This window comes from Akkermansia sp. KLE1798 (genome assembly GCF_001580195.1).
GTDB classification, from domain to species: domain Bacteria; phylum Verrucomicrobiota; class Verrucomicrobiia; order Verrucomicrobiales; family Akkermansiaceae; genus Akkermansia; species Akkermansia biwaensis.
On the sequence record NZ_KQ971062.1, the window covers coordinates 40,341 to 62,799 of the forward strand.

Genomic DNA, 22,459 nt, shown 5'->3' on the forward strand with positions numbered 1-22,459 from the left:
TTTTCCGTGCCGTGGAAAACAGGCGGGAGAGCCGGCCGCCGACGTTTCCTGCCCGGAAATGAGAATCGTTCTTAATTTATTCTTTAATTCAAATCTTGCCGGACTTAGTTTTAACTAATGCATAAAACCCTAATAATGAATCAATATAAAAGTTTCATAGTGAAACGAACATATAATATCATTGACTTGTTGTTTGTTAAGACTAACTTTTGTTTCGGATTTGATTCAAAAACATATCATGCCACTCTCCATGCTCAATATCGGCGATATCCGCCACGTCAACAAGATTCACGGCAAGAACGACACCAGGCACTTTCTGGAAAGCCTGGGGTTCGTAGCCGGTACCACGGTCTCCGTCGTCTCGGAATGCGACGGGAACCTGATCGTCAACATCAAGGAATCCAGGATAGCACTCAGCAAATTGCTTGCCAGCAAGATTTTCGTCTCCTGAATTCACATTCCATTCACCACGCACCATCTATGACAACGCAACGTACACTACGGGATGCAGCCATCGGGGATACGGTCACCGTCAGCAAGCTGTCCGGGGCAGGACCCATTAAAAGGCGCATCATGGATATGGGGGTAACCAAAGGCACGCAACTCTTCATCCGCAAAGTAGCGCCCCTGGGAGATCCCATTGAAGTCACCGTCCGCGGCTACGAACTTTCCATCCGCAAATCGGAAGCCAAAAACATTCACATCAGCTAATACCTTCTTCCGCCGCACGTTTCCTGACCTGACAGCAAGACGTCGGATATTCCCATCTCAAGATACAAGGAAACATCCATGGACAACATAACTATCGCTCTTGCCGGCAACCCCAACTGCGGCAAAACCACGCTTTTCAACGCGCTGACAGGCGCCAGCCAATACGTGGGCAACTGGCCCGGCGTGACGGTCGAACGCAAAGCCGGAAAGCTGAACGAGTACCCGGAAATTGAGGTTCAGGACCTTCCGGGCATTTATTCCCTTTCCCCCTACACTCTGGAAGAAGTCATCAGCCGCGACTACCTGGTCCGGGACGAACCGTCCGTCATTATCGACTTGGTGGACGCGACGAATCTGGAACGCAATCTTTACCTGACTACCCAGCTTCAGGAGCTGGGACGCCCCATCATCATCGCCCTCAACATGGCGGACCTGATGGCCAGGCGGGGCATCACCATTGACAAGGCCAGGCTGTCCCAAGCGCTCCACTGCCCGGTAGTGGAAATCAGCGCCCTCAAGGGAACCGGGATCAAGGAACTGGTAGAGCTGGCCGTCAAAACGGCCAAAAACCCGGAATCCAGGCCGGCGCAGCCCGTCCGTTTCGACGATACGGTGGAAAAAGCCCTTTCCCGGATTGCGGAATACCTTTCCTGCGACCCGGACTTGAAGCGCTGGTACGCCATCAAGCTTTTCGAACGGGACCCGAAGGTCGTGGAACATCTCCATCTGGACGGGCAGGCTTCCCAGGCCATCGAGCAAATCATCATTTCCGTGGAAGAAGAAATGGATGACGACAGCGAAAGCATCATCACCAGCGAGCGGTACACCGCCATTGCCGCCATCGTCAAGGAAAGCCAGACCAAGAAACACATGGGGCTTTCCGTCAGCGACAAGATAGACAGGATCGTCACCCACCGCATTCTGGCCCTTCCCATTTTCTTCCTGGTCATGTGGGCCGTTTACTATCTTTCCATCAATACGGTGGGCGACTGGGGCACGGGCTGGGCCAACGACACCTTCTTCGGGGAAATCGTCGGCCCCTGGGTGGACGGCTTCATCGGCACGGCCCCGGCAGGGATCGGCCTGGTGGCCTTCATTGCTGTCATTCTCTCCATGATCATGCTGTTCCCGCTTCTCCTGCGCCGGCTGCACGACCTGAATCTCAAGGGGGCATGGATGTATCTGACCATCATTCCCTTTATTCTGGCATTCATCGTCATGCCCAACGTTGAGGAGGAAGAGGCTTCCGAAGGAAACACCGTGCCCATGGAAGCTCCCGCCGCCATCCCCGCCGACTCCCAAAGCACGGCAACGGAAGAAGGGGAAACCTCCAGCGCTCACACTGCCGTTGCCGCAGCAGCCGACACTCCCGCCGGAGAAGCGGCGGAACCGGCGGAAGAAGGAGAGAAAAGCGATGAAGGAGCCGTCATCGGCACCCTTTCCTCCATCATGGAATTTTACGATTCCTGCGTGGAAGGCCTGACCTCCGCACTGGGCACCGTTCTCCTGTTCCTCTACAAGCCCCTGATGTGGGTGCTGGCTGCGGCCAACGCCGCTCTTCTGGCTCTCTGCCTGTTCAAACCCGGCGCCAGGAACAAGAACGAATTCGGACCCGTTCCGGACAAGTCCCCCTTCTCCCGCAGGAATCTGGCCCACATCTTCTCCCTTAAAGGGCGCACGGGCGTCGCCTCCTTCTGGGTGCAGTACATCGTGCTCTCCCTTATCTCCTTCGGCATAGCGCTGCTCGGGACGCTCGCGCTGAACTGCGACCACAAGCTGGTGGACTTCGTCCAGAACGCCATTGTCAACGGGGTGGGCGCCGTGCTCGGCTTCCTGCCTCAAATGGCGGTGCTTTTCCTCTGCATGGCCATTCTTGAAGACTGCGGGTACATGGCGCGCGTAGCGTTCGTCATGGACCGGATTTTCCGCAAATTCGGCCTTTCCGGAAAGTCCTTCATCCCCATGCTCGTTTCCATGGGCTGCGGCGTTCCCGGAATCATGGCCACCCGCACGATTGAAAACGAGAAGGACCGCCGCATGACGATCATCCTGACGACCAATATGCCCTGCGGGGCCAAAATCCCGATCATTGCCGTGCTGGCCTTCGCCTTCTTTCCGGAAGACACGGGCCTCGTCACCACCAGCGCCTACTTCATCGGCCTGGCTTCCATCATCGTCTCCGGCATTATCCTGAAAAAAAGTTCCCTCTTTGCCGGGGACCCCGCGCCCTTCGTGATGGAGCTCCCCGCCTACCATACTCCGGCGGTTTCCAACGTCAGCCTTCGGGCGATCGAACGATGCAAGGCGTTTGTCCAAAAGGCAGGTACGGTTATTTTCCTTGCCTGCGCCCTCATCTGGTTCCTTCAGAGCCATGACTGGAGCATGACCTATCTGGATGAAGACCATGCCGAAGCAGCCGCCTCCACGGAGGAAGGTTCCGCCACTCTCCCCATTGAAAAGAGCATGCTGGCGGGCATCGGCGGCGCGGTCTCGCCCGTGTTTGCCCCCCTGGGGTGGGCGCAAGCGGGAAATGACGTGCGCGACTGGAAGCCCACGGTAGCCACGATTACGGGCCTGATCGCCAAGGAAAACGTGGTAGCCACCATGAGCATGCTGTACAGCACAGACATTGAAGAAGAGGAGGAGGAAGCCCCCGCGGAACCGGAATTCAGCCTCTTCACACAGGGCAACGCTCTCAGCGCCCTGACAGTAGCCGCCCTGGACACATGGAATTCCAGCCGGACCCGGGAAGAAGCCGCCTCCGTTCCGGAAGGGGAAGCTCCGGCATCCGCCGCCGATGAACCGTCCGGCAGCGAACAAGCTTCCGCCGCGGCTGAAGAAGAAGCGCTTGACGAAGAGGCTCAGGAAGAAAAAGCCACCGCCGGGGTGCTCCGTGCCGCCAATGCACTGGGGGGCGACTCCATCGTGGCATTCTCCTTCCTCCTCTTCAACCTGCTGTGCGCCCCGTGCTTTGCGGCCATGGGCGCCATGCGCCGGGAAATGAACAGCGCCAAATGGACATGGTTCGCCATTCTCTGGCTCTGCGGCTGGGCCTATTACGTGGCCTTCCTGGTGTACCAGCTGGGCATCCTTGTCCGGGACGGCACGTTCGGCGCGGGACAGGTCGTCGCCCTGATCGGCCTGGCGGGAGGCCTTTACCTGATCTTCCGCAAGGCGGCCCCCAAGAAATCAATCCGTTAATTCCTATTCATCATGGCTACATATATCATCGGAACCCTTATTTTCCTGGCATTCTGCTATGCCATTTACCGCACCTTTTTCTCCAAGGGGAAATCGTGCTGCGGCGGCTGCTCCGGCTGCTGCCGGTCAAAGGCTCCCTCTTCTGACGGGGAAACCGGCAACAAGCATTCGTGCCATTGCGGCGACCATCACGGCCACCATTAACAGCCTATGAAGTCAGGCGCATCTTCAAGGGTGCGCTTCTCCCGAAAGCCTCCGGAAGATGTTCCGGGGGCTTTTGAATTCAAGGCAGGCCTTCCGCCCCAAATGCTACCCCGGAAAGACAAAAAAGCATTCCCCTGCGGAAAAGTCCGCCGGGCAAGCGCCGCCGTCCCGTTTCCGGCAATCTCACATCCAGCCGTGTTCGTAGGCCATTACGGCCACAACCACCATCGCAATGAACAGGAACACGAACCACATGACATTGTGGTGGTGACGGTATTCCACGGCAACCAGGGGTTCCCATTCCTTTTCCACAAAGGAGAAATCGTCCCCGTTCGCAAAACGGTCATACAGCGTTTCCAGCTCTTTTCCCGTCACCCCTTCCGGAGCGGCGAATACGGGCGGACAGCAACCATCCGTCTTGAACACGATTTCACAGTGGTAAATGCCTTCCATTTCCTTATAGGACTGGAGACAGGCTCCATCGCGGGCGCACACCACATGGCCGGTCGTCCCTTCCTGAAGACGGCGCAGAGCGGTATCGCGGTCGGTCACTTCGTTATTTGAAATTTCCCATTGCACCTTACTCATTCTGTCAGTTTAGAACGCTTTCCGTGCAAGTCAACATGGTTTTGAACGGTTCGGAACGCCGGAAACGTCATTAATTGTCATAAATCCGCCCGTCCGCAACGTGCTGGCCCTAACATTCTTTCCCATGTTTAATCCACCTAACTTATTGTTAGTCAAACCAAAGAACTTTCAACATCCCGGCTCCGGTGCTACTCTAACCATCAGCGGCCACAACCAGCCGCGAATAATACGATGATGAACAAGTACGCATTAATCATGATGGGAGCCGGCTGCCTGCTCGCGGCCGCCTGCCAGGCCGCCTCCGTCCGTACGGAACCCGTCCGGAAAGCGCCGGCCACGGCTTCCGCGGAGGGCCGGTCCTCCGCGGCCCCGGCCGACCAGCAGGACAGAAAAGCCCAGGAACACAGGCGTTTCAAGCGCCTCTCGCTTCCTTTGAGATAACACAGCAAATAAGCAACGCCGCACCCCCTACCTGATTGAGAATGCGACGTTGCCAGGTCATGCAGACCTCTTCAATGCCGGTGCATGCGGGAATCCGCATTCCACATGCAGGGCGGCAGGGAAGCTGGAACCGTTACCGTGGTTTCACAGGCGTGCGGGCACGGCAGCCTAAAAAGTAATCACGCACTGAACGGAAAGGATGTTGGCGGAATTGACGTCATCCCGCCCGGAGGGATTCTTCACGTACTGGTAGGAGGGCTGGATCAGGCAGTACGGCGTGATGGAAAAGCTGTACGTGCATTCCAGAATCATTTCCCGGTCGTGTCCCGGACGCGTTTCCGCAAGCGTATCGGAATCCGGCTTGCTTACGGAAAAACCGACGCCGAAGAAGTTGCCGTCCGCCTCTTTCATACCGGTCATGACTTCAAGCGGTTTCTTGAACACCACCCCGGCGGAAGCCTGGGCTTCCGCCCCGCAGATGTTGCCTGATTCCGCACTGCTCCACCCGGCGCGGGCGAACAGGGCGAAGGGGCTGCTGCCCAGGTCCTGTTCCAGGTTGAATGCCACGCCGCCGTGGTTCCTGCCGGCAGCGTGGAACATGAAGGGCTGCAGACGGTAGGTACCGGTGCCGATGCCGAAGGCCTTTTCATGCGTCCAGCCGATTTCGCCAAGCAGATTGAAGGATTTTCCCGTCGTGTTATGGAAGGGGTTGCGCCGCGGCTCATTGTCCATCATGTTGCCGCCTATCTGGACGAACCAGTTGTCATTGAACTGGTACTGGCCCACGAAACCGAAGTTGGAGTCGCCCAGCGGAAGCACCTGGTTGTTGACGAAGGGAGCCCCGCCGAACTGGCCGAAGGTGGTGTTGGCATACGTGTTGGCGTCAAAGTAGTTGGTCTGGTTGATCATGCCGCCCATGATGACGAGCCGGCCGTCCAGGAAACCCTGGGAAACGAGCAGTTCCGGCAGGTAGAAATAACCGTCTTCAAAAACGTCGCAATTGGCCGGGCCGCTAGCTCCCCAGGAATCATCCAGGGTGGTGCGGTGGGTGTGCCTGTTGAGGGCTACGGAGCCGGAAAGCTCGCTCTTGATCCAGGTGCCCTGGTGGCGGCCGGACTTGAACAATTGCAGCCCGGCCTGGGCGTGCAGCTTGTACCAGCTCTGGCTGGAACCGGAAGTCTCTTCATTGGGGGCGGCGTGATGGCCCCTGGTATAGAGGAACGCCTGTTCCAGCAGGAACTGGAATCCCGCCTTTTCATAAGCTCCCTTGTGCAGATCCGTGAGGGCACGGGTGAGCGCATCGTTCGGGATGGGCGTGCTTTCGTCGCCGTACTCGTCTCCGAACAGATCGATGTCGTCCAGAATGGACCCTTTGCCTTCAGCCTCCTCCACGGCCGGAGCGGCGGCGGGAGTGGCTACGGATGCCGTACCGGCCATGCACAAGCCGGAGCAGGCGAACAGGGCGGGTATCATGTAGCTTTTCTTCATAGTAATGCTGTATCTTGAGTCTTCCTCGTCATTGGCGGATGTTCAGCCCTGCCCGGAACCGGAGGAATATTCCTGTTTCCAGTCTGCGGAGGACCGTGTTTCCACGTCTTTGCCGCATGCGCTCCTACAGAATAGGCAGTCTCCGCAGAGCAGGAGGTACCGGGGACGCCGGACCAGCAGGCCGGCAAACTTCCAGTACCGGCAGGTCCGGTGAAGGAAACGGTGATATCCTGTATGAGTCAGGTTCATGCAACGGCCACAAGTTAGTCACATCTAACTTTCGAGTCAATTCTTTTTCTCAAGTTTGATTCGTCTGTTGAATAAATTCCTTTACTCAGGAGAAAACATAATTTACTTATTGTAAATAATTTATTTTCTATCAGAAATATATTTTCCTCCACTGGAAAAAATTAGTTCAAACTAATTCCACCAGGCCGGGAAAGAAGAATTCGCCACACAAATTCCCTCCGATCATTTGTTTTCCGCAGGCATCCGCACATCTCCGGCGGCCAGCCGGCTCCCCGCGCCTCCCACCACGGGCCGCCTCACCAACAAGAACTCCGGGGCTTTATTTCCGGCATCAACTTTTCCCTGATTCTTCCGGGCGTTTCCGGATTCATGGCGCCGGCCCTGCCGGCATTCTTTTACAACGCCTTCACGCTTTACGCCAGCGCACCCGGCGCCAGCCCATGTCTGGCTGCTCTCCAGGCCGGGGAACGCGTGGTCCCGCAGAAAGGGATATATTCACGCCCACCACGCGAACAAAACAGCTCTTTTTGCGGGAAACCTCCTTTTTCATGGGAGCCTCTCCGGCAATGCCGTTCAGCACTTCCCGCATTTCCGGACATGGTCCGTGAGCAACTGGAATCTGGAAATTTCCTCCAGAGACATGATGTGCTCAATGCCGCAGGCCACTTCATCCGCGCGCGGTTCTTCCATATGAAGCACCGTCATCAGGAATTCCTTGACCATGGTATGGCAGGAGATCACGCGGTCGGCTTCATGGCGGCCGGATTTGGTCAAGACAATGGGAGAATACTGCGTATATTCCACCAGACCGCGTTCCTTCAACTGCTTCATGGCCAGGGAGACGGACGGTTTTTTCACGTTCAGGGCCTCCGCAATCTCCCCGACGGTGGCACATCCTTTTTCCAGTTCAATATTACGCACGGCTTCAATATAGTCTTCTAGGCTGTTGCTCAATTCGGGGAAGGCATTCTTTTTATTCATCATCTCAAAATTATTAGATTTACCTAACACAACAATACTTTAAGTTTCAATGAAGTCAATTTCTTCTCGGAGAAATATTAGTTCAGACAAACTTTTTTCTTGCAGACGTAGTTAGTTTATACTAACTTTTGCATATGGTCAGCCCGATCCCGGAAAAAAACCAAGGGCGGAAACGCTCCTCCGGTTCTCCCAACGGAACCGGCGGTTTCTTCTCCCGCCTTTTTTCTCCTGCACGCATCTGCTGCTGCCGGGAATGCACACAGAAGTGCCGCGGAAGGGCCTGCACGCCTTCCCGGGAGGAGGCGCAGGAACGGCCAGCCCCTTTGGGGAACGCGTCCAAAAACTGTATGGACTAGTCATCCGGTGCTCTAACACATTATCGCCAAATCCGGGCGCGTTCCCCTTCCTTTTTCCCGCCCCAAAGGGCAAATTCTCAGCGGACAGCCCTTGCCGGGCCTTCATACCCCGCAGGCGTATAGCTGCGGACGGTCACCTCACCTTCCGCCGTCAGATCAGCCGCATAGCACGCGGCATGGTGGAAACAGGCTCCCAGGTTGACATACCGGCGCCCTCCCCGGCCGCCGCTCACCAGGCGGCGGTGCAAATGGCCGAAAAAGACCGTCTCCGCTTCAGGAAAGAAACGGTCGGCAAACCGGCGCATGCGCGGCATCATCGTCAGCCATGCCAGGAGAATCTGCACGGGCCGCTCCGGAGGCCATGCGGAATGCGCCAGAAAGCGCACCAGCCTGTTCCTGTAAACCCGGGGGCGTGTGTAAATGGGCGGAACAAGAACACTCATGGCGCGGGCCAGCTCCAGACGGCGGCTCAGGTCCGCATCCGCGTCCGGAAAGGCGGCAATCAACTCGCGGGATATACGCTTGTTTTTCAGGTATTCCCACCCCCACGGAGCCACTTCCTTGAACAGGGCATGGCCGTGGAGCGCGTAAAAACGGCCGCCCTGCAATTTCAGCAGGCTGAATTCCTCATCGGGGTCATGGTTGCCCGCCAGCAGGACGGGCTGCACTCCGGCCTCGGCGCACATGTGCAGAAAACGGGCGCGTTTTTCCAGCCCTTCCGCCTGATAGGGGCTTTCGCGGGTTTCGCTCAAGTCCCCGCATACGACCAGATGAGTGCACCCTTCCAGCAGGAATTTCAATTCTTCCGGTTCCCTGGCCAGGGCCTTGGCATGGCCGAAGTGGATGTCGGAAACAAACCGTACGCGTTCTCCCGGAGAAAGGGAAAGTTCCTTGATCATGAGCGCAGAATGGCGGAGTAAAAAGAATCAGGAAAGGGACCGCTGGCGCAGGATTTCATACAGGCACACGCCCGTAGCCACGGATACGTTCAGGCAGGGCACGGAACCTTTCATGGGAATCCGCAGGAGAAAGTCGCAATTCTCTTCCGTCAGCCGTCTCATGCCTTCTCCTTCCGCGCCCATCACCAGGGCGGCGGGGCCGGTGAAATCCGTTCCGTACAAATCCCGGTCCCCCTTGTCCGACGTGCCGAATATCCAGATGCCGCGGCTCTGGAGCTGCTTCATGGTCCGCGCCAGGTTGGTGACCTGGATGAAGGGGACCTTTTCCGCCGCCCCCACGGAGATGCGCAGCACGGTTTCCGTGATGCCCACGGACTTGTCCCTGGGGGCGATCACCGCGTCCACTCCCGCTCCGTCGGCCGTTCTCAGGATGGCGCCCAAGTTGTGCGGGTCCTGCACGCAGTCAAGGATCAGCAGAAGGGGGTTGGCCGCGCCGTCCAGGATTTCATCCAGCGCATCCTCGCCCAGCGCCCTGACGGCGATTTTTGCCGGAGCGCTGCGGACATGCTTGTTCCGGCGCGCTTCCTGTTCATTCCCTTGGGGTCTCATGCGCATGAATTAGCGTGTTTCCTGCCTTTTTTCCAGACAAATATGCCCCCTGCCCCCATCATTGGGCGTGACTTGCCGCCCTCCCGCATGTTACAGTTCCGTACCATTCAAGATGAAGACGAGCGACTTTTTAGTCATTGGGGCAGGTGTTGCCGGATTAAGTTTCGCCTTGAGAGCTGCGGAACACGGCAGGGTTGCGGTCATAACCAAGGGAAAATTTCTGGATTGCAGTTCCGCGAAGGCGCAGGGCGGCATAGCCGCCGTGTGGGACCATGACGACTCTTTCGAGGACCATGTCGCGGACACGCTGGACGCCGGAGCCGGGCTGTGCAATGAGCAAGTCGTCCGCACGATCGTGGAGGAAGGCCCCGGAGCCATCCGGGAACTGCTGGAATGGGGAGTCAACTTCGACCAAGCGACGCAGGGAGAGGATTACGAGCTGGCCCGCGAGGGAGGCCACACCAAACGGCGCATCCTGCACGCGAAGGACGCCACCGGCCTGGAAATCACCTCCAAGCTGCTGGAAGCGGCCAAGCTGCACCCCAACATCGAACTGATGGAAGACCGGTTCGCCATCGACCTGATCACGACGACCAAGCTGGGTCTGGTTACGGAAGACAGGGTGCTGGGCGCCTACGTGCTGGACCGCAATTCCGGGGAAGTGGAGATTTTCCGTTCGGACCGCGTTCTGCTGGCCACGGGCGGCTGCGGCCGCGTGTACCTGTACACCACCAACAACGATTCCGCCACGGGCGACGGCGTAGCCATGGCCTGGCGCGCGGGGGCCACGATTGCCAACATGGAGTTCGTCCAGTTCCATCCCACCTGCTTCTTCAACACGCGCGCGGAAGGCGCGGAAGCCCGTTCCTTCCTCATTTCCGAGGCCGTTCGCGGCGAAGGCGGCGTGCTGATCGGCGCGGACGGCAGGGAGTTCATGCACAAGTACGATCCCCGCAAGTCCCTGGCTCCGCGGGACATCACCGCCCGGGCCGTGGACTCCGAGATGAAAAGGACGGGCAGCATGTGCGTTTACCTGGACATTTCCCACAAACCGGACGGCTTTGTCCAGGAGCGTTTCCCCCTGATTTACGAAACTTGCAACCGCTACGGCATCAACCCCGCCAAAGAGCCCATCCCGGTAGTCCCCGCCGCCCATTTCCAATGCGGCGGAGTGCTGACGGACGTCAACGGCCAGACCACGCTGGACGGCCTTTACGCCGCCGGGGAAACCGGCTGCACCGGGCTGCACGGGGCCAACAGGCTGGCCTCCAATTCCCTGCTGGAATGCGTGGTGGTGGCCAAGCGCGCCCTGAACGCCATGCTGGCCCAGCAGCCCCTGCGGAAAGACGCCCCTACCGGCTACAGCATTCCCGCGTGGCACCACGGAGATACGGCCCTGCCTGATGAACTTTCCGTCATTTACCACAATTGGGATGAAATCCGCCGCCTGATGTGGGATTATGTCTCCATCGTACGGACCAACAAGAGGTTGGACCGTGCCGCAACGCGCCTGCGCATGCTGCACCGGGAGGTGAAGGATTTCTACTGGGGGTACCGCATTACGCCGGATATTCTGGAACTGCGCAACCTGGTAGCCGTGGCCTCCCTGATCGTGGATTGCGCCATGCGCCGCAACGAAAGCCGCGGCCTGAATTTCAACACGGATTATCCCGGCAAGCTGGATCACCGTTTCGTCACTCAACTGCACCGATGGTAAATCACAGGCAGCGTCAACAGGCATCATGGAAGGGTTCCTGCTGGAAACCCTCTCTTGCCGCATGCCTGCTGCCGCTGCTGGCCGCCATGCCGGCGGGTAATGCCCGCGCCGACATCCAGACCGGACGGACCGCCGCCCGCGCCCTGTCCAGCACGGAACGGCCCAAAGGCCCCGTCGTCATCACCCCCACGCGCCGGGACCCGCTGCCCGGCGTCGTCGTCAAATCTCCTACGGCGACCGGAGCGGGCAAGCGACCGGCGCCACAGCCGCGCATCCTCCCCCGGACGGCTCCGCAAAGCCCCGGAACCTATCCGTGGCGGCTCAACATCACCGCCACCGTGTTCTGGGTGGGGGAAGACGCCACGGAGCGCAATCCGGTAGCCAACCACAAAAGTTCCTGGGATTCCGCGTGGAAGGAAAGCTTCGGCGGGTTCGACAATCCGGACCCCCTGCACCGCACGATGGATTTCCGGCCCAAGACGTTCATCCCCAGGCAGAATCCCTTTTATGTGGCCCTTCCCTACAACGACGTCTGCAAGGGGGAGCACAAGCCGGAGGCCTCCCGCGTCATCCCCTGGTTCCACCGGGAATTCTCCGGGAAGGGGCAATCCGTCTGCAAGGGAAGATGGGTGCAGATCATCTACAACAAGCGGAGCTGCTTTGCCCAATGGGAGGACTGCGGCCCGTTCACCACGGAGGACTGGCCCTACGTCTTTGGCGACAAGCCCCCCGTCAACACGCACAACAAGGGAGCCGGAATCGACATATCCCCCGCCGTGCGCGATTATCTGGGCATTCCCGGCGGAACGGCCATCGTTCACTGGCGCTTTGTGGAATTCTACCGCATTCCCCGCGGCCCCTGGTCCAAGTGGGGAGACAACAACCCCTTTGTCAATCGCGATCTGGGGCCGGGCAAAAGGGCCCTCCAGACCAAGGAAGACCGCCTGCGCCAGCAGCAGGAAGCCATCCAGAGGGAATTGATGAAAGACCCTGCAAAACTCAGGAGGCAGCTCCAGGGGTAGATGGGCTTCTTGTCAAGGATACTCCTTTTTCCAAAGAATTGCCCGCCCTTCGTTCCAAACCTCCCCGGCAGGAAATTTTATCAGCCTCCAGGCTTCCAATTTGCCATTGACCTGATATTTTAAATCCATTATCCAAGTTCATGCCTGAGTTCCGTATTCTTTCCATTTTCAACCGGTACCTGCAATACGGCGGAGAAGAAACCATGGCGGCCAAGATTGCAGAAACGCTTTCCCAAAAAGCCCTGGTCAGGGAATACAATTACTCAACGCAGGAATGGCTGGATGCGGGGAAATTCACCGCTCCCTTCCGCGGGCTGGAAAACCGGCACGTTATCCGCCAACTGCGGCTTTTGCAACGGGAATACAAGTTCGACTTCTGGCTGATTCACAATGTTTTCCCCGCCATGTCCCCCGCCGTTTACCGGGAAGCCCGGCGGCTGAACGTTCCCGTCATCCACATGCTCCACAATTACCGTTTCGGCTGCCTGAACGGATTGCTGTTCAGAGAGGGGCGGGAGTGCCGGGAATGCCTGAAAGGCAGTTTTCTGCCCGGCGTCAAAAACCGCTGCTGGCAGGGAAAGCTGATTCCCAGCCTGTATTCCGCCTGCTTTCAGACGGCGGCCAGGAAATCGGGCATTCTGCACAATGCCGCCCGTTTTATCGCCCTTTCCGGCAGGCATGCGGAACTCTTAAAAACCACAGGCATTCCGGAGGAAAAAACTTCCATACTCCCCCTGTTTGTAGAAACGTACCTTCTGCCTTATGTACCGGCGCCGGAAGGGGGGGACATCCTTTTCGTAGGGCGGCTTACACCGGAGAAAGGGCTGATGCCCGTTCTGCAGGCATGGGAACGCCTTGATACGGAACGGCGCCTCGTCATTGCCGGCGACGGTCCCCAGCGCCAGGAGCTGGAAAACTGGGTTAAGGAACATAACGCGCGCAATATCCTCTTTAAAGGGTTTGTTCCATTGGAAGAACAGGAGCAGCTCTGGAACACGGCATCCGCTTCCATCGCCCCGTCCGCCTGGCAGGAAGCGGGAGCTACAACCATTCTGGAATCCCTGGGGCGGGGGCGGCCCGTCATTGCCTTTGCCAAGGGAGCCGCCTGCGACCATCTGGCAAATCCTCTCCACGGATGGCTCATGAATCCGGACGATCCCGGTTCCCTGGCCCATACGCTTCAAACCGTCCTGGACACTCCTGCGGCCCGGATCAACGTGATGGGGGAACAGTGCCGGGCTTTCATCCGGGAGTACCGGTCCCCGGAATCCTGGCTGGGCGCTTTCATGGAAATTGCGGAACAAGCAGCGGGGCCGGGCAGCCTCCCGGAAAAGCACGCGCAAGAATCATGAATCCATAAGCGCGCGCGCTTCAATCCAGACGTCTTTCCATTTCCGTTCCGCCAGGGCCCCATACAAGGGGTGGCTCCACAACCGGGAGCGCATGGCTGCCGGAGACACCAGCCCCAGCAGAAACCGCGTCATTTGGGAAGGCCGGGACAGGGCGGACTTTCTTTGACCGGCCAGTTCCATCACCGCTCCGCGGAGCTCCTCCGGCCACGGTTCTTCTTTTTCCTCCTCCATCTTCCCGGGCACCGTGCCGCAGCAGGCAGGGCAATGGCCGCAGGACGGCGCGGCCTTTTCAAACCCGAAGTATTCGTCCAGCCTTCTGTTGAGGCAGGCTTCCGCCGTCAGGGCGGAAACGCAGAGTTCCCAGCGTTCCAGCCCATGATGCAGGGCGCCGGTGAAGTACCGCATCAATTCCTCCACCGTCTCATTCACGGGAAATCCTTCCGAATAAAGGAGCAAAGCCGTTTGCCTCTGTTCCACTTTCCATTCACCTGAAAGGGCCAGATCCTCAAGCCGGGCTGCCGCCTCTTCCCACGAAATCCCGCATTCAACGGCCAAATCCAGCACTTGCCCTTCGCGGTGGCCATCCAGCCATTGCAGAAAGGCGCTTTCTTTTTCGTCGCGCCCGCACAATATTTCCTCCATGCGGAACAAGGGGCGAACCTTGTAGTATTTATACCCGGCCCCCCGTTCCGTCAGAAGGCCCCGGCGTTTCAGGTCAAACAGAATCCTGTCCACAACCACATCAGGCAGGTCGTGAACGGCGGAGGCCTCATACAGGGAGACAATATGCTCCCCCTTGGCCGCCAGAGAGGAAAGCAGCCCCTTCACTCCGGATCGGTCCGGTACGGAAGCCCGCAAACGGTTTTCCACCGCCACGCCGTCCCCGGAAGACAGCATCACCAGGCTTGCGGAGGGCAGTCCGTCGCGTCCCGCACGGCCGGATTCCTGAACATAGGCCTCCAGGCTGGACGGCGGATGGTAATGAACGACGGAACGCACGTCCGGCTTGTCGATTCCCATGCCGAATGCGATCGTCGCCACAAGGACATCCGCCGTTCCCTTCAAAAAATCGTCCTGAACTCCGGCTCGCGTTTCCGGAGGCATGCCCGCATGGTAGGATTTGGCGGCAAATCCGGCACGCCCCAGTTCATAGGACAGGCTTTCCGCATCCTTCCGGGTGCGTGCATAGACCACGGCGGGACGGTGGGCTTCGTTCCTTAAAAATTCAATCACCCGCGCTGTTTTGTCCCGTTCCGGCAGAACTTCCACATGCCGGAGGATATTTTCCCGGTAGGGAGCGGCCCGGAAGACGCATTCCTCCTGCACGTCAAACAGGCCGGACAAATCGCGGCAGACCCGTTCCGTGGCCGTAGCCGTCAGAGCCATGACGCTCCGGAAACCGTATTTTTTAAAGAAATCCGGCAATCCCAGATAATCGGGCCTGAAACTGTGGCCCCATTCGGACAGGCAATGGGCCTCGTCCACAACGAACAGGCCGGGAGAAACATGCTCCAGAGCCTGTTTCATCCATGAAGATTCCAGGGATTCCGGAGCGGCGAACAACAGACGGACGCCGCCTGATTTCAAGGAAGCCATCAAGGCCTCCTTTTCTTCATCACTCAGGGAGGAATCATACCGCGCCGCGGCCACTCCCAGTTTTTCCAGTCCCGATACCTGGTCCCGCATCAGCGCAATGAGGGGGGAAACGACCACAGCCACCCCGTCCATCAGAACTGCGGGAATCTGGTAGCAAAGGCTTTTGCCGGACCCCGTGGGAAGAATGCCGATACAGGAACGGCCGCGCAGGGCGCATTCCATCAGTTCCCGCTGCATGGGGCGGAATTCCCGTTTGCCGAACCGGCGCAACGCATCTTCCAGAGGGGAGGAATACATGGCGGTTATTGTACCATAACGCAGAATCACGGCAAAAGGAATCCTATGACATTGACATGGTGCGTGCGTTCTATATCCTTCACCACTATGAGCTCTCTAAAAACCATCATCGCCGGAACGCTGGTCCTGCTGGCGGCCTCTCCCCTGATGGCGCAGACTGCGTCCGAAAAGAATAAAAAGCCGAACATCCTGTTCATCATTACGGATGACCACGCCTACCAGACGCTGGGCACCAGCAAGCAGGATTCCCCCGTTGCCCTGCCCAATTTCAACAAGCTGTCCAAGCAGGGCATGGTCTTTGACCGCAGCTATTGCGCCAATTCCCTGTGCGGCCCGTCGCGCGCCTGCATCCTGACCGGGCGGCATTCCCACATGAACGGTTTCGTTTTCAACGGCCAGCATCCTCTGGACGGCTCCCAGCCGACTTACCCGAAAATGCTGCAAAAGGCCGGCTACCAGACGGCCCTGTTCGGGAAATGGCATTTGGAATCCAACCCCACCGGATTTGATACCTGGGAAATTTTCCCCGGCCAGGGCAGCTATTACAATCCTGACTTCATCATCCCCAAGCCGGACGGGAAGGGACGCCAGACGAAGCGCTTTCCCGGATATGCCACGGACGTCGTAACGGACAAATCCATCCAGTGGCTGGAAAACCGCGACAAGGATAAGCCCTTCCTGCTCGTGGTGGGCCACAAGGCTCCCCACCGCGCCTGGTGCCCCGCCCTGCGCCACCTGGGCAAGGTAAACACGTCCAAACTCACGCCACCCGCCAATTTCCACGACGATTACGCCAACCGTCCGGAGTTCCTGAAGAAAAACCAGCAGACCGTCGCCAGACACATGGCGATCTATTCCGATCTCAAGGTTCTCAAGGACCAGGTACCGGAAGAAATGCGCAAGAGCATCGTCTCCCCGGGCTACGGCTGGGATTTGGGGGAACTGGGCCGCATGACGCCGGAAGAACGGAAGAAGTGGACGGATTATTATGCCAAGCGCACCAAGTCCCTGGTGGACGGCATGAAATCCGGCAAGCTGAAAGATCCTAAAGCCTTCGCCGAATGGAAATGGCACGCGTACATGGAGGACTACCTGGGCTGCCTGCTTTCCGTGGACGACAGCATCGGCCGCCTCATGCAGTACCTGGACAAGGAAGGCCTTTCCAAGGATACGCTGGTCATTTATTGCGGGGACCAGGGCTTTTACATGGGCGAGCACGGCATGTACGACAAGCGCTGGATTTTTGAAGAATCACTCCGCATGCCTCTCATCATGAAATGGCCCGGGAAGATTCCCGCGGGCACGCGCAACAAGACGATGGTGCAGAACATCGACTATGCCCCCACCATCGTCTCCGCAGCCGGGGCCGACACGCCGGAGAACATGAACACGTTCCAAGGCGTTTCCCTGCTCCCGACGGCCTTTACGAACAAGAAGCCGGACCAATGGAGGGATGCCATTTACTATTGCTTCTACGAGAATCCCGGCGAACACAACGCTCCGCGCCACGACGGTATCCGGACGGACCGCTACACGCTCTCCTACATCTGGACAAGCGACGAGTGGATGCTCTTCGACATGCAGAAGGACCCCATGCAGATGAAGAACGTCATTGACGATCCGGCCTACAAAACCACCGTGGAACAGCTCAAGAAGCGCTACCAGGAGCTCCGGAAGGCCTACAAAGTCCCGGAAAACTGTCCCGGAGGAAAGGGTACGCCCATTCCCAAATTTGACGCCACCTGGTAACGGGGCGGTCCGTCAATCCTCCCTTTCCAAGCGCCGGAATTTTCCGGCGCTTTTTTAGTGCAAATACGTTATATTCTTGATTCATCATCGCCATTTTTCCTAGCATGGAAGAATGCCGTTCACTCTCCTGAATCCGGTTTTACGGATTTGCCTGTTCTTCCTGCTTTTTCCCGCCGTGGGGAATGCCGCTCTTTCCGCCCTTCCAAAAGAAAATCTCTCCCCCTCCTCCCCGGAAATCTGTCGGCGCACGGCCAGCCAAATGTCCAACATGGTGCTCCAATGCATTCGTCAAAAGAATCTGGATCAAGCCGTAAAGCAGTTACGTCAAAAAATGGAAGAGCTACCTCCCGCCACCAGGGAAACGGAGGAAGGAGCCCAATTACTGGGCCATTTGCAAAACCTGCTGGATTCCATCACTCAACCCAGGGGCGGTTTTTTATATTCCTTTCTTTATACACCCGTTTCAGGAAGCGTCGAATTCCCGTTTTTTTCCCGGAACGCCGACCAGGCAACCCTGCGGCTGGAACAGTTGAATTTGGTTCGGGCTATCCGTCAAAAAATACGGGGATGGGAGGAAACGCCTCCCACACAGGAGGAACTTCAGGCATTTTTTGACGTATTCGACGATTCGGGAAAATTTCTGCGCGCTATCGGTCTTCGTCCCCCCATCGCGGAAGACAGTCAGCCAGACGTTTCCTTTCTGCCCTTTTTGGAAACCCAAGGAGAGCCGTTGATGCGGAAACTCAATAAATCAGCGGATCACAGCGACCTTGCCACCACACTTTCCATACCCGTTGCCCATCCGGGGTCCTACATCATCAGGGCTTCCGTTCATCCTTCCAGCGAATCCCGCCTTCTGGTTCATCTCCACCGCATACGCATTCAAAGCATTATTCTGAAAACAGGAATTCTGTGGTATATTTCCGACAGCCGAACAGGGAATCCCATTCCCTCAGCCAATATCCATCTGGCCATTTGCAAACAGGGAACTTCCCCGCTTTTACTGGCAAAGACAACCAATGCAAAAGGCTATTGCTTCCAACAGCCCCTTCTGCCCGATCAAAACATGATCATGGGGTGGGTTGACGCCAAAGGGGAAGAAACATTCCCGATTCTGCCATTCCATGCCCAGTTTTCCGACTACAACCACGATCCTTTCTATTTTCTCTCCGAAGAAGTGAATCCCGAAGAAACTTTCCCTAAAAGCCATTGGTCAAAAACATTCTGCATCACCAGTCAACCAACCTACTTCCCCGAACAGACCGTACATGTCAAAGGCATCCATTGGAGAGCCGGAAATCAGGAATCCAGCGCGTCCACCACATCCGGCTTTTCCCTGCGCGTCCGCATTGTAGCCGGAACGCAGGAAAAACGCACTCTTCTGGAAAAAACCGTCACAACAGATGAAGCAGGGGAGTTCGATCTGGAATTTCGCCTCCCCCTCACTGTTCCGGCCGGGGCCTGCCATATCCTGGTATCCCCGGAGCCTCCTCCCAGAAAAACTCCTCCGGAATGGTTTGAGAATGAGGACGACAGGTTTTCATGGGAAATCGCCGCGAAATTCCAGATAGTGGAACCGCATCCTGTACCGCCTCCCATGGTGACCGTCCAGACGGACCCGGCAGAAATATTGTCTCCCCTTCATGGTCAGGTAAACGTTTCTTCCTTGAATTCCCGGATAAAAGTCGCCGTCCGGGAATTCACCATCTCCCAGGAATGGAAATGGAAACCGCTTCCCGCCATTTTGGAAAATCTGTTCAGCAACCCTTATGAATACGTCTCAAGTCCATTGATCAATGTTCCTGTCTTTCAGGATACCCTGCTGCCGGATGCAGAGGGACGTGCGGAGTTTACTTTCCACCCGAACCCGGACGCAGAGGGAAGACCTGACGGAGACCTTTGCTATCAAATAACCGCCTCCATGGAAACGGAGGGAAACTCCCTTCCGACTTCAACAACCAAATTCATTGTCAAGTCCTCCCGGCCTTTCCGCATTTTCTTCACGGGAGAACGGCTGTTTGCCGAATCCGGGCGTGTTTTCAAAGGAACTATCCTTGCCGCGGATGCTTACGGGAATAGAGTGCCCGGAGCGCAGGGGCGTTTGAGAATCATTCATCAGAAAATGCGTATGAAGGGGAGCTATCCTGTTCCCACAGACAAGAAAATGATTGAGGATTTCCCCGTTGCAACGGATGAACGGGGACAGGCGGGTTTCTCGTTCATTCCACCCCGCCCAGGCCAATATATCCTGCAGGCCGTACTGAAAGACAAAGAGGGGCGCATGGTTGAGAAAAATACTTATTTGTTATGCTCCGGACCTGGAAAACAGGAGCTTTTGGATTGTGAAGATATCAGGTTGACTCCCGACAAGGCATCCTACCGTCCGGGAGACACGGCACGCCTGCTGATTACAACACGGAAACCGGATACCCGGGTATGCCTTGTGCTAAGAGGAGGATGGAAAACAGAAAGCTATGAGATATTGCATGTGAAAGGACAGCAAAAAGTAGTCAAGGTTCCCATCACAACGCAGGACATGCCCAATCTGGGAATTCAGGCTTTCACTCTGGAAGGGGAATTTTCCGCCGAACATGCGGTTGAGCTATCGGTGCCCTACACCGGAAAAGAACTGGATGTGGCACTTTCCATGGAGTTCCCCGACAAGGCAAACAGCCAAAACGCTACAGCCCTTGTGACCGTACGCGACAAATACGGAATTCCCGTCAAAAACAGCCGGGTGACCCTGAGTGCCTATGACGATTCCCTGCATCTCCATTCCCCTCTTCACAATTGCATGTTCACGCAGTTCATCTGGCGGGAACCGAATATCATTTTAAAAGCATGCAGCAATGATTTTTTACTGCCATCCATGAACGACCATAAACATGCGGACCACAGTCTGTCAGATCCGGATCAACATCCTTACCTGATCAAACACGAATATCATTTTCTCACTCCGGATACACCCGCTATCCCGGGTCCCTACTTCGGGTATTCATGGGGCTCGGGCCATAACCTGGAGCAGTTCGACGCATATGCGGCGTCGTTTTCAAAAACCTTCCAGGCATGGCAGTATGCCGTTTCCAGCAAAACTTTTCTTCAAGCCACGCTGCCATTCCACGGCGCAGTCCGATCTCCCGGCTGTATCAAATGGTGCAGCACCCTTTATACGGATGAAAGGGGAACAGTACGGGTTCCCATCACATTCGATCCTCATTCAAATGCCTGGCGCATTTGTGCATGGGCACGCACGCAGGACTTGAAAACCGGACAGGCTTCCATCAAGGTCCAGCCGGGCAGACACTAAATGCAACGCATCATTTTTATGATAACAAGTTCCGCCAGAATAATACCGCAAACGGTCCATCCATTCCAATAAACACCCGGCATATGGAAACTTCTCGAGATATTTTTATCCCCCGGAAACACGGGAACGGAAAAAACAGCGGCAGAAAGAAGTTTCCCCTCTTGCGGCATTCTTGAAAATAAAACTGCCGCAGCCGCCAACAAGGGGCTGCGGCCATGAAAGGAGAAATACGGACAACCGTTTTCTCCATCCTGTTTTAATATCGGTAGAAGTCCGGCTTGTAGGGGCCTTCCACGGGAACGCCGATGTAGTCCGCCTGTTCCGGGCTGAGGACGGTGAGCTTGCAGCCGATCTTGCCCAGGTGCAGGCGGGCGACTTCCTCGTCCAGCACTTTGGGCAGCACTTCCACGCCCACGGAACGGGTTTCACGGGTGTTCCACAGTTCAAGCTGGGCCAGGACCTGGTTGGCGAAGCTGTTGGACATCACAAAGCTGGGATGGCCCGTGGCGCAGCCCAGGTTCACCAGGCGTCCTTCCGCCAGCAGGTACAGGCTGTTGCCGGACGGGAAGGTGTAGCGGTCCACCTGCGGCTTGATGTTCAGATGCCCGATGCCGGGGTAGGTCTGGAGCTTGTGCACCTGGATTTCATTGTCGAAGTGGCCTATGTTGCACACAATGGCTTGGTCCTTCATTTTCTCCATGTGTTCAATGCGGATGATGTTGCAGTTGCCCGTGGTGGTCACGTAAATGTCCGCCCAGCCCAGCGTGTCCTCCACCGTCAGCACGCGGTAGCCTTCCATGGCGGCCTGAAGGGCGCAGATGGGATCGACTTCCGTCACTACCACCTGGGCGCCCATGCCGCGCAGGGATTGCGCGCAGCCCTTCCCCACGTCTCCGTAGCCGCAGACCACGGCCACCTTGCCCGCAATCATTACGTCCGTGGCGCGCTTGATGCCGTCCACCAGGGATTCGCGGCAGCCGTACAGGTTGTCGAATTTGGATTTGGTTACGGAGTCGTTCACGTTGATGGCGGGAATCAGAAGCCTGCCGGCGGCCTGCATCTGGTACAGACGGTGCACGCCCGTGGTCGTTTCCTCGGAAACGCCCTTGAGCTCCGGCAGCCAGCGGTGGAAGATGCCCGGCGTTTCCGCGGAGATTTTTTTCAGCAGGTCCTTGATGACCTGTTCTTCCTCGGATTCGGACGGGGTGTTCACCCAGTCACAGCCGTTTTCCATTTCATAGCCGCGGTGGATGAGCAGCGTAGCGTCCCCGCCGTCGTCCACAATCAACTGCGGTCCCAGGCCTTCGGGGAAGTTCATGGCCTTCCAGGTACAGTCCCAGTATTCCTTGAGGGTCTCCCCTTTCCAGGCAAAAACGGGCGTGCCGGATTCGGCAATGGCGGCGGCGGCATGGTCCTGGGTGGAGAAGATGTTGCAGCTTGCCCACCGGACGGAAGCGCCCAGGGCCGTGAGCGTTTCAATGAGTACGGCGGTCTGCACGGTCATGTGCAGGGAGCCCATGATGCGCACTCCGTCCAGAGGCCGGGAAGCGGCGTATTTTTCACGCACGGCCATCAGGCCGGGCATTTCATGTTCGGCGATGTCCAGTTCCTTGCGGCCGAAGCCGGCAAGGCTGATGTCGCGCACTTTGTAGTGTTCCGTTTCTGAAAACATGTGGTCAGTTTGGTGATGGA

At 57.2% G+C, this 22,459-nt stretch carries 18 protein-coding genes; 10 read left to right on the plus strand and 8 right to left on the minus strand.

The window, feature by feature from the left end; genetic code table 11:
* Positions 1 to 238: 238 nt before the first annotated feature.
* From HMPREF3039_RS00250 to HMPREF3039_RS00265, 4 genes are all read left to right on the plus strand, one after another.
* Complete coding sequence (locus tag HMPREF3039_RS00250; protein ID WP_197457112.1) at positions 239 to 451, plus strand: FeoA family protein; 213 nt, start codon at positions 239 to 241, stop codon at positions 449 to 451.
* A gap of 29 nt (positions 452 to 480) precedes the next feature.
* Positions 481 to 711, plus strand: coding sequence for a FeoA family protein (locus HMPREF3039_RS00255; protein WP_067570612.1), 231 nt, complete (start codon positions 481 to 483; stop codon positions 709 to 711).
* A 78-nt stretch (positions 712 to 789) separates the two neighbouring features.
* Positions 790 to 3,912, plus strand: coding sequence for a ferrous iron transporter B (locus tag HMPREF3039_RS00260; protein WP_067570614.1), 3,123 nt, complete (start codon positions 790 to 792; stop codon positions 3,910 to 3,912).
* 12 nt (positions 3,913 to 3,924) lie between these two features.
* Positions 3,925 to 4,116, plus strand: a complete 192-nt coding sequence (locus HMPREF3039_RS00265) for a FeoB-associated Cys-rich membrane protein (RefSeq protein WP_067570616.1) — start codon at positions 3,925 to 3,927, stop codon at positions 4,114 to 4,116.
* A gap of 183 nt (positions 4,117 to 4,299) precedes the next feature.
* Here HMPREF3039_RS00265 and HMPREF3039_RS00270 read toward each other — a convergent pair whose 3' ends face one another.
* On the minus strand, positions 4,300 to 4,704 hold the full coding sequence (locus tag HMPREF3039_RS00270; protein WP_067570618.1) for a hypothetical protein: 405 nt from the start codon (positions 4,702 to 4,704) through the stop codon (positions 4,300 to 4,302).
* 231 nt (positions 4,705 to 4,935) lie between these two features.
* On the opposite strand from HMPREF3039_RS00270, the gene HMPREF3039_RS00275 reads away from it, so the two are divergent.
* The gene (locus HMPREF3039_RS00275) at positions 4,936 to 5,145 is read left to right on the plus strand and encodes a hypothetical protein (protein WP_147549368.1); all 210 of its coding nucleotides are present in this window, start codon (positions 4,936 to 4,938) and stop codon (positions 5,143 to 5,145) included.
* Positions 5,146 to 5,313: 168 nt separating this feature from the next.
* Here HMPREF3039_RS00275 and HMPREF3039_RS00280 read toward each other — a convergent pair whose 3' ends face one another.
* From HMPREF3039_RS00280 to rlmB, 4 genes are all read right to left on the minus strand, one after another.
* Positions 5,314 to 6,633, minus strand: coding sequence for a carbohydrate porin (locus tag HMPREF3039_RS00280; RefSeq protein ID WP_067570622.1), 1,320 nt, complete (start codon positions 6,631 to 6,633; stop codon positions 5,314 to 5,316).
* A gap of 822 nt (positions 6,634 to 7,455) precedes the next feature.
* The gene (locus HMPREF3039_RS00295; RefSeq protein ID WP_067951823.1) at positions 7,456 to 7,866 is read right to left on the minus strand and encodes a metal-dependent transcriptional regulator; all 411 of its coding nucleotides are present in this window, start codon (positions 7,864 to 7,866) and stop codon (positions 7,456 to 7,458) included.
* Positions 7,867 to 8,296: 430 nt separating this feature from the next.
* Complete coding sequence (locus tag HMPREF3039_RS00305) at positions 8,297 to 9,118, minus strand: metallophosphoesterase (protein WP_067570630.1); 822 nt, start codon at positions 9,116 to 9,118, stop codon at positions 8,297 to 8,299.
* A gap of 27 nt (positions 9,119 to 9,145) precedes the next feature.
* Positions 9,146 to 9,733 (minus strand): 23S rRNA (guanosine(2251)-2'-O)-methyltransferase RlmB, encoded by a 588-nt coding sequence (gene rlmB / locus HMPREF3039_RS00310; protein ID WP_067570661.1) that lies wholly within the window; start codon positions 9,731 to 9,733, stop codon positions 9,146 to 9,148.
* Between the two features lie 106 nt (positions 9,734 to 9,839).
* Here rlmB and nadB point away from each other — a divergent pair, with 106 nt between their 5' ends.
* The 3 genes from nadB to HMPREF3039_RS00325 all read left to right on the plus strand — a co-directional run bounded on the left by nadB (position 9,840) and on the right by HMPREF3039_RS00325 (position 13,818).
* Positions 9,840 to 11,444, plus strand: coding sequence for an L-aspartate oxidase (gene nadB / locus HMPREF3039_RS00315; protein ID WP_067570663.1), 1,605 nt, complete (start codon positions 9,840 to 9,842; stop codon positions 11,442 to 11,444).
* Positions 11,438 to 12,466, plus strand: a complete 1,029-nt coding sequence (locus HMPREF3039_RS13955; protein ID WP_067570665.1) for a hypothetical protein — start codon at positions 11,438 to 11,440, stop codon at positions 12,464 to 12,466. The genes nadB and HMPREF3039_RS13955 overlap by 7 nt, the downstream gene beginning before the upstream one ends.
* Before the next feature lie 140 nt (positions 12,467 to 12,606).
* The gene (locus HMPREF3039_RS00325) at positions 12,607 to 13,818 is read left to right on the plus strand and encodes a glycosyltransferase family 4 protein (protein WP_067570667.1); all 1,212 of its coding nucleotides are present in this window, start codon (positions 12,607 to 12,609) and stop codon (positions 13,816 to 13,818) included.
* Here HMPREF3039_RS00325 and HMPREF3039_RS00330 read toward each other — a convergent pair.
* Complete coding sequence (locus tag HMPREF3039_RS00330; RefSeq protein ID WP_197483311.1) at positions 13,813 to 15,741, minus strand: RecQ family ATP-dependent DNA helicase; 1,929 nt, start codon at positions 15,739 to 15,741, stop codon at positions 13,813 to 13,815. The two genes, HMPREF3039_RS00325 and HMPREF3039_RS00330, sit on opposite strands and share 6 nt — an antisense overlap.
* 57 nt (positions 15,742 to 15,798) lie before the next feature.
* On the opposite strand from HMPREF3039_RS00330, the gene HMPREF3039_RS00335 reads away from it, so the two are divergent.
* Positions 15,799 to 17,460, plus strand: a complete 1,662-nt coding sequence (locus HMPREF3039_RS00335; protein ID WP_067570669.1) for a sulfatase family protein — start codon at positions 15,799 to 15,801, stop codon at positions 17,458 to 17,460.
* Between the two features lie 1,213 nt (positions 17,461 to 18,673).
* On the opposite strand, the gene HMPREF3039_RS13965 is transcribed toward HMPREF3039_RS00335, so the two are convergent.
* A complete protein-coding gene (locus HMPREF3039_RS13965; protein WP_167506681.1) occupies positions 18,674 to 18,928 on the minus strand; it encodes a hypothetical protein in 255 nt (84 codons plus the stop codon).
* A gap of 129 nt (positions 18,929 to 19,057) precedes the next feature.
* Here HMPREF3039_RS13965 and HMPREF3039_RS13970 point away from each other — a divergent pair, with 129 nt between their 5' ends.
* Positions 19,058 to 20,767, plus strand: coding sequence for an alpha-2-macroglobulin family protein (locus HMPREF3039_RS13970; RefSeq protein WP_167506682.1), 1,710 nt, complete (start codon positions 19,058 to 19,060; stop codon positions 20,765 to 20,767).
* Between the two features lie 256 nt (positions 20,768 to 21,023).
* Here HMPREF3039_RS13970 and ahcY read toward each other — a convergent pair whose 3' ends face one another.
* Positions 21,024 to 22,439: an adenosylhomocysteinase gene (gene ahcY / locus HMPREF3039_RS00345; protein WP_067570671.1), complete on the minus strand. Its 1,416-nt coding sequence runs from the start codon at positions 22,437 to 22,439 to the stop codon at positions 21,024 to 21,026.
* Positions 22,440 to 22,459 lie beyond the last annotated feature (20 nt).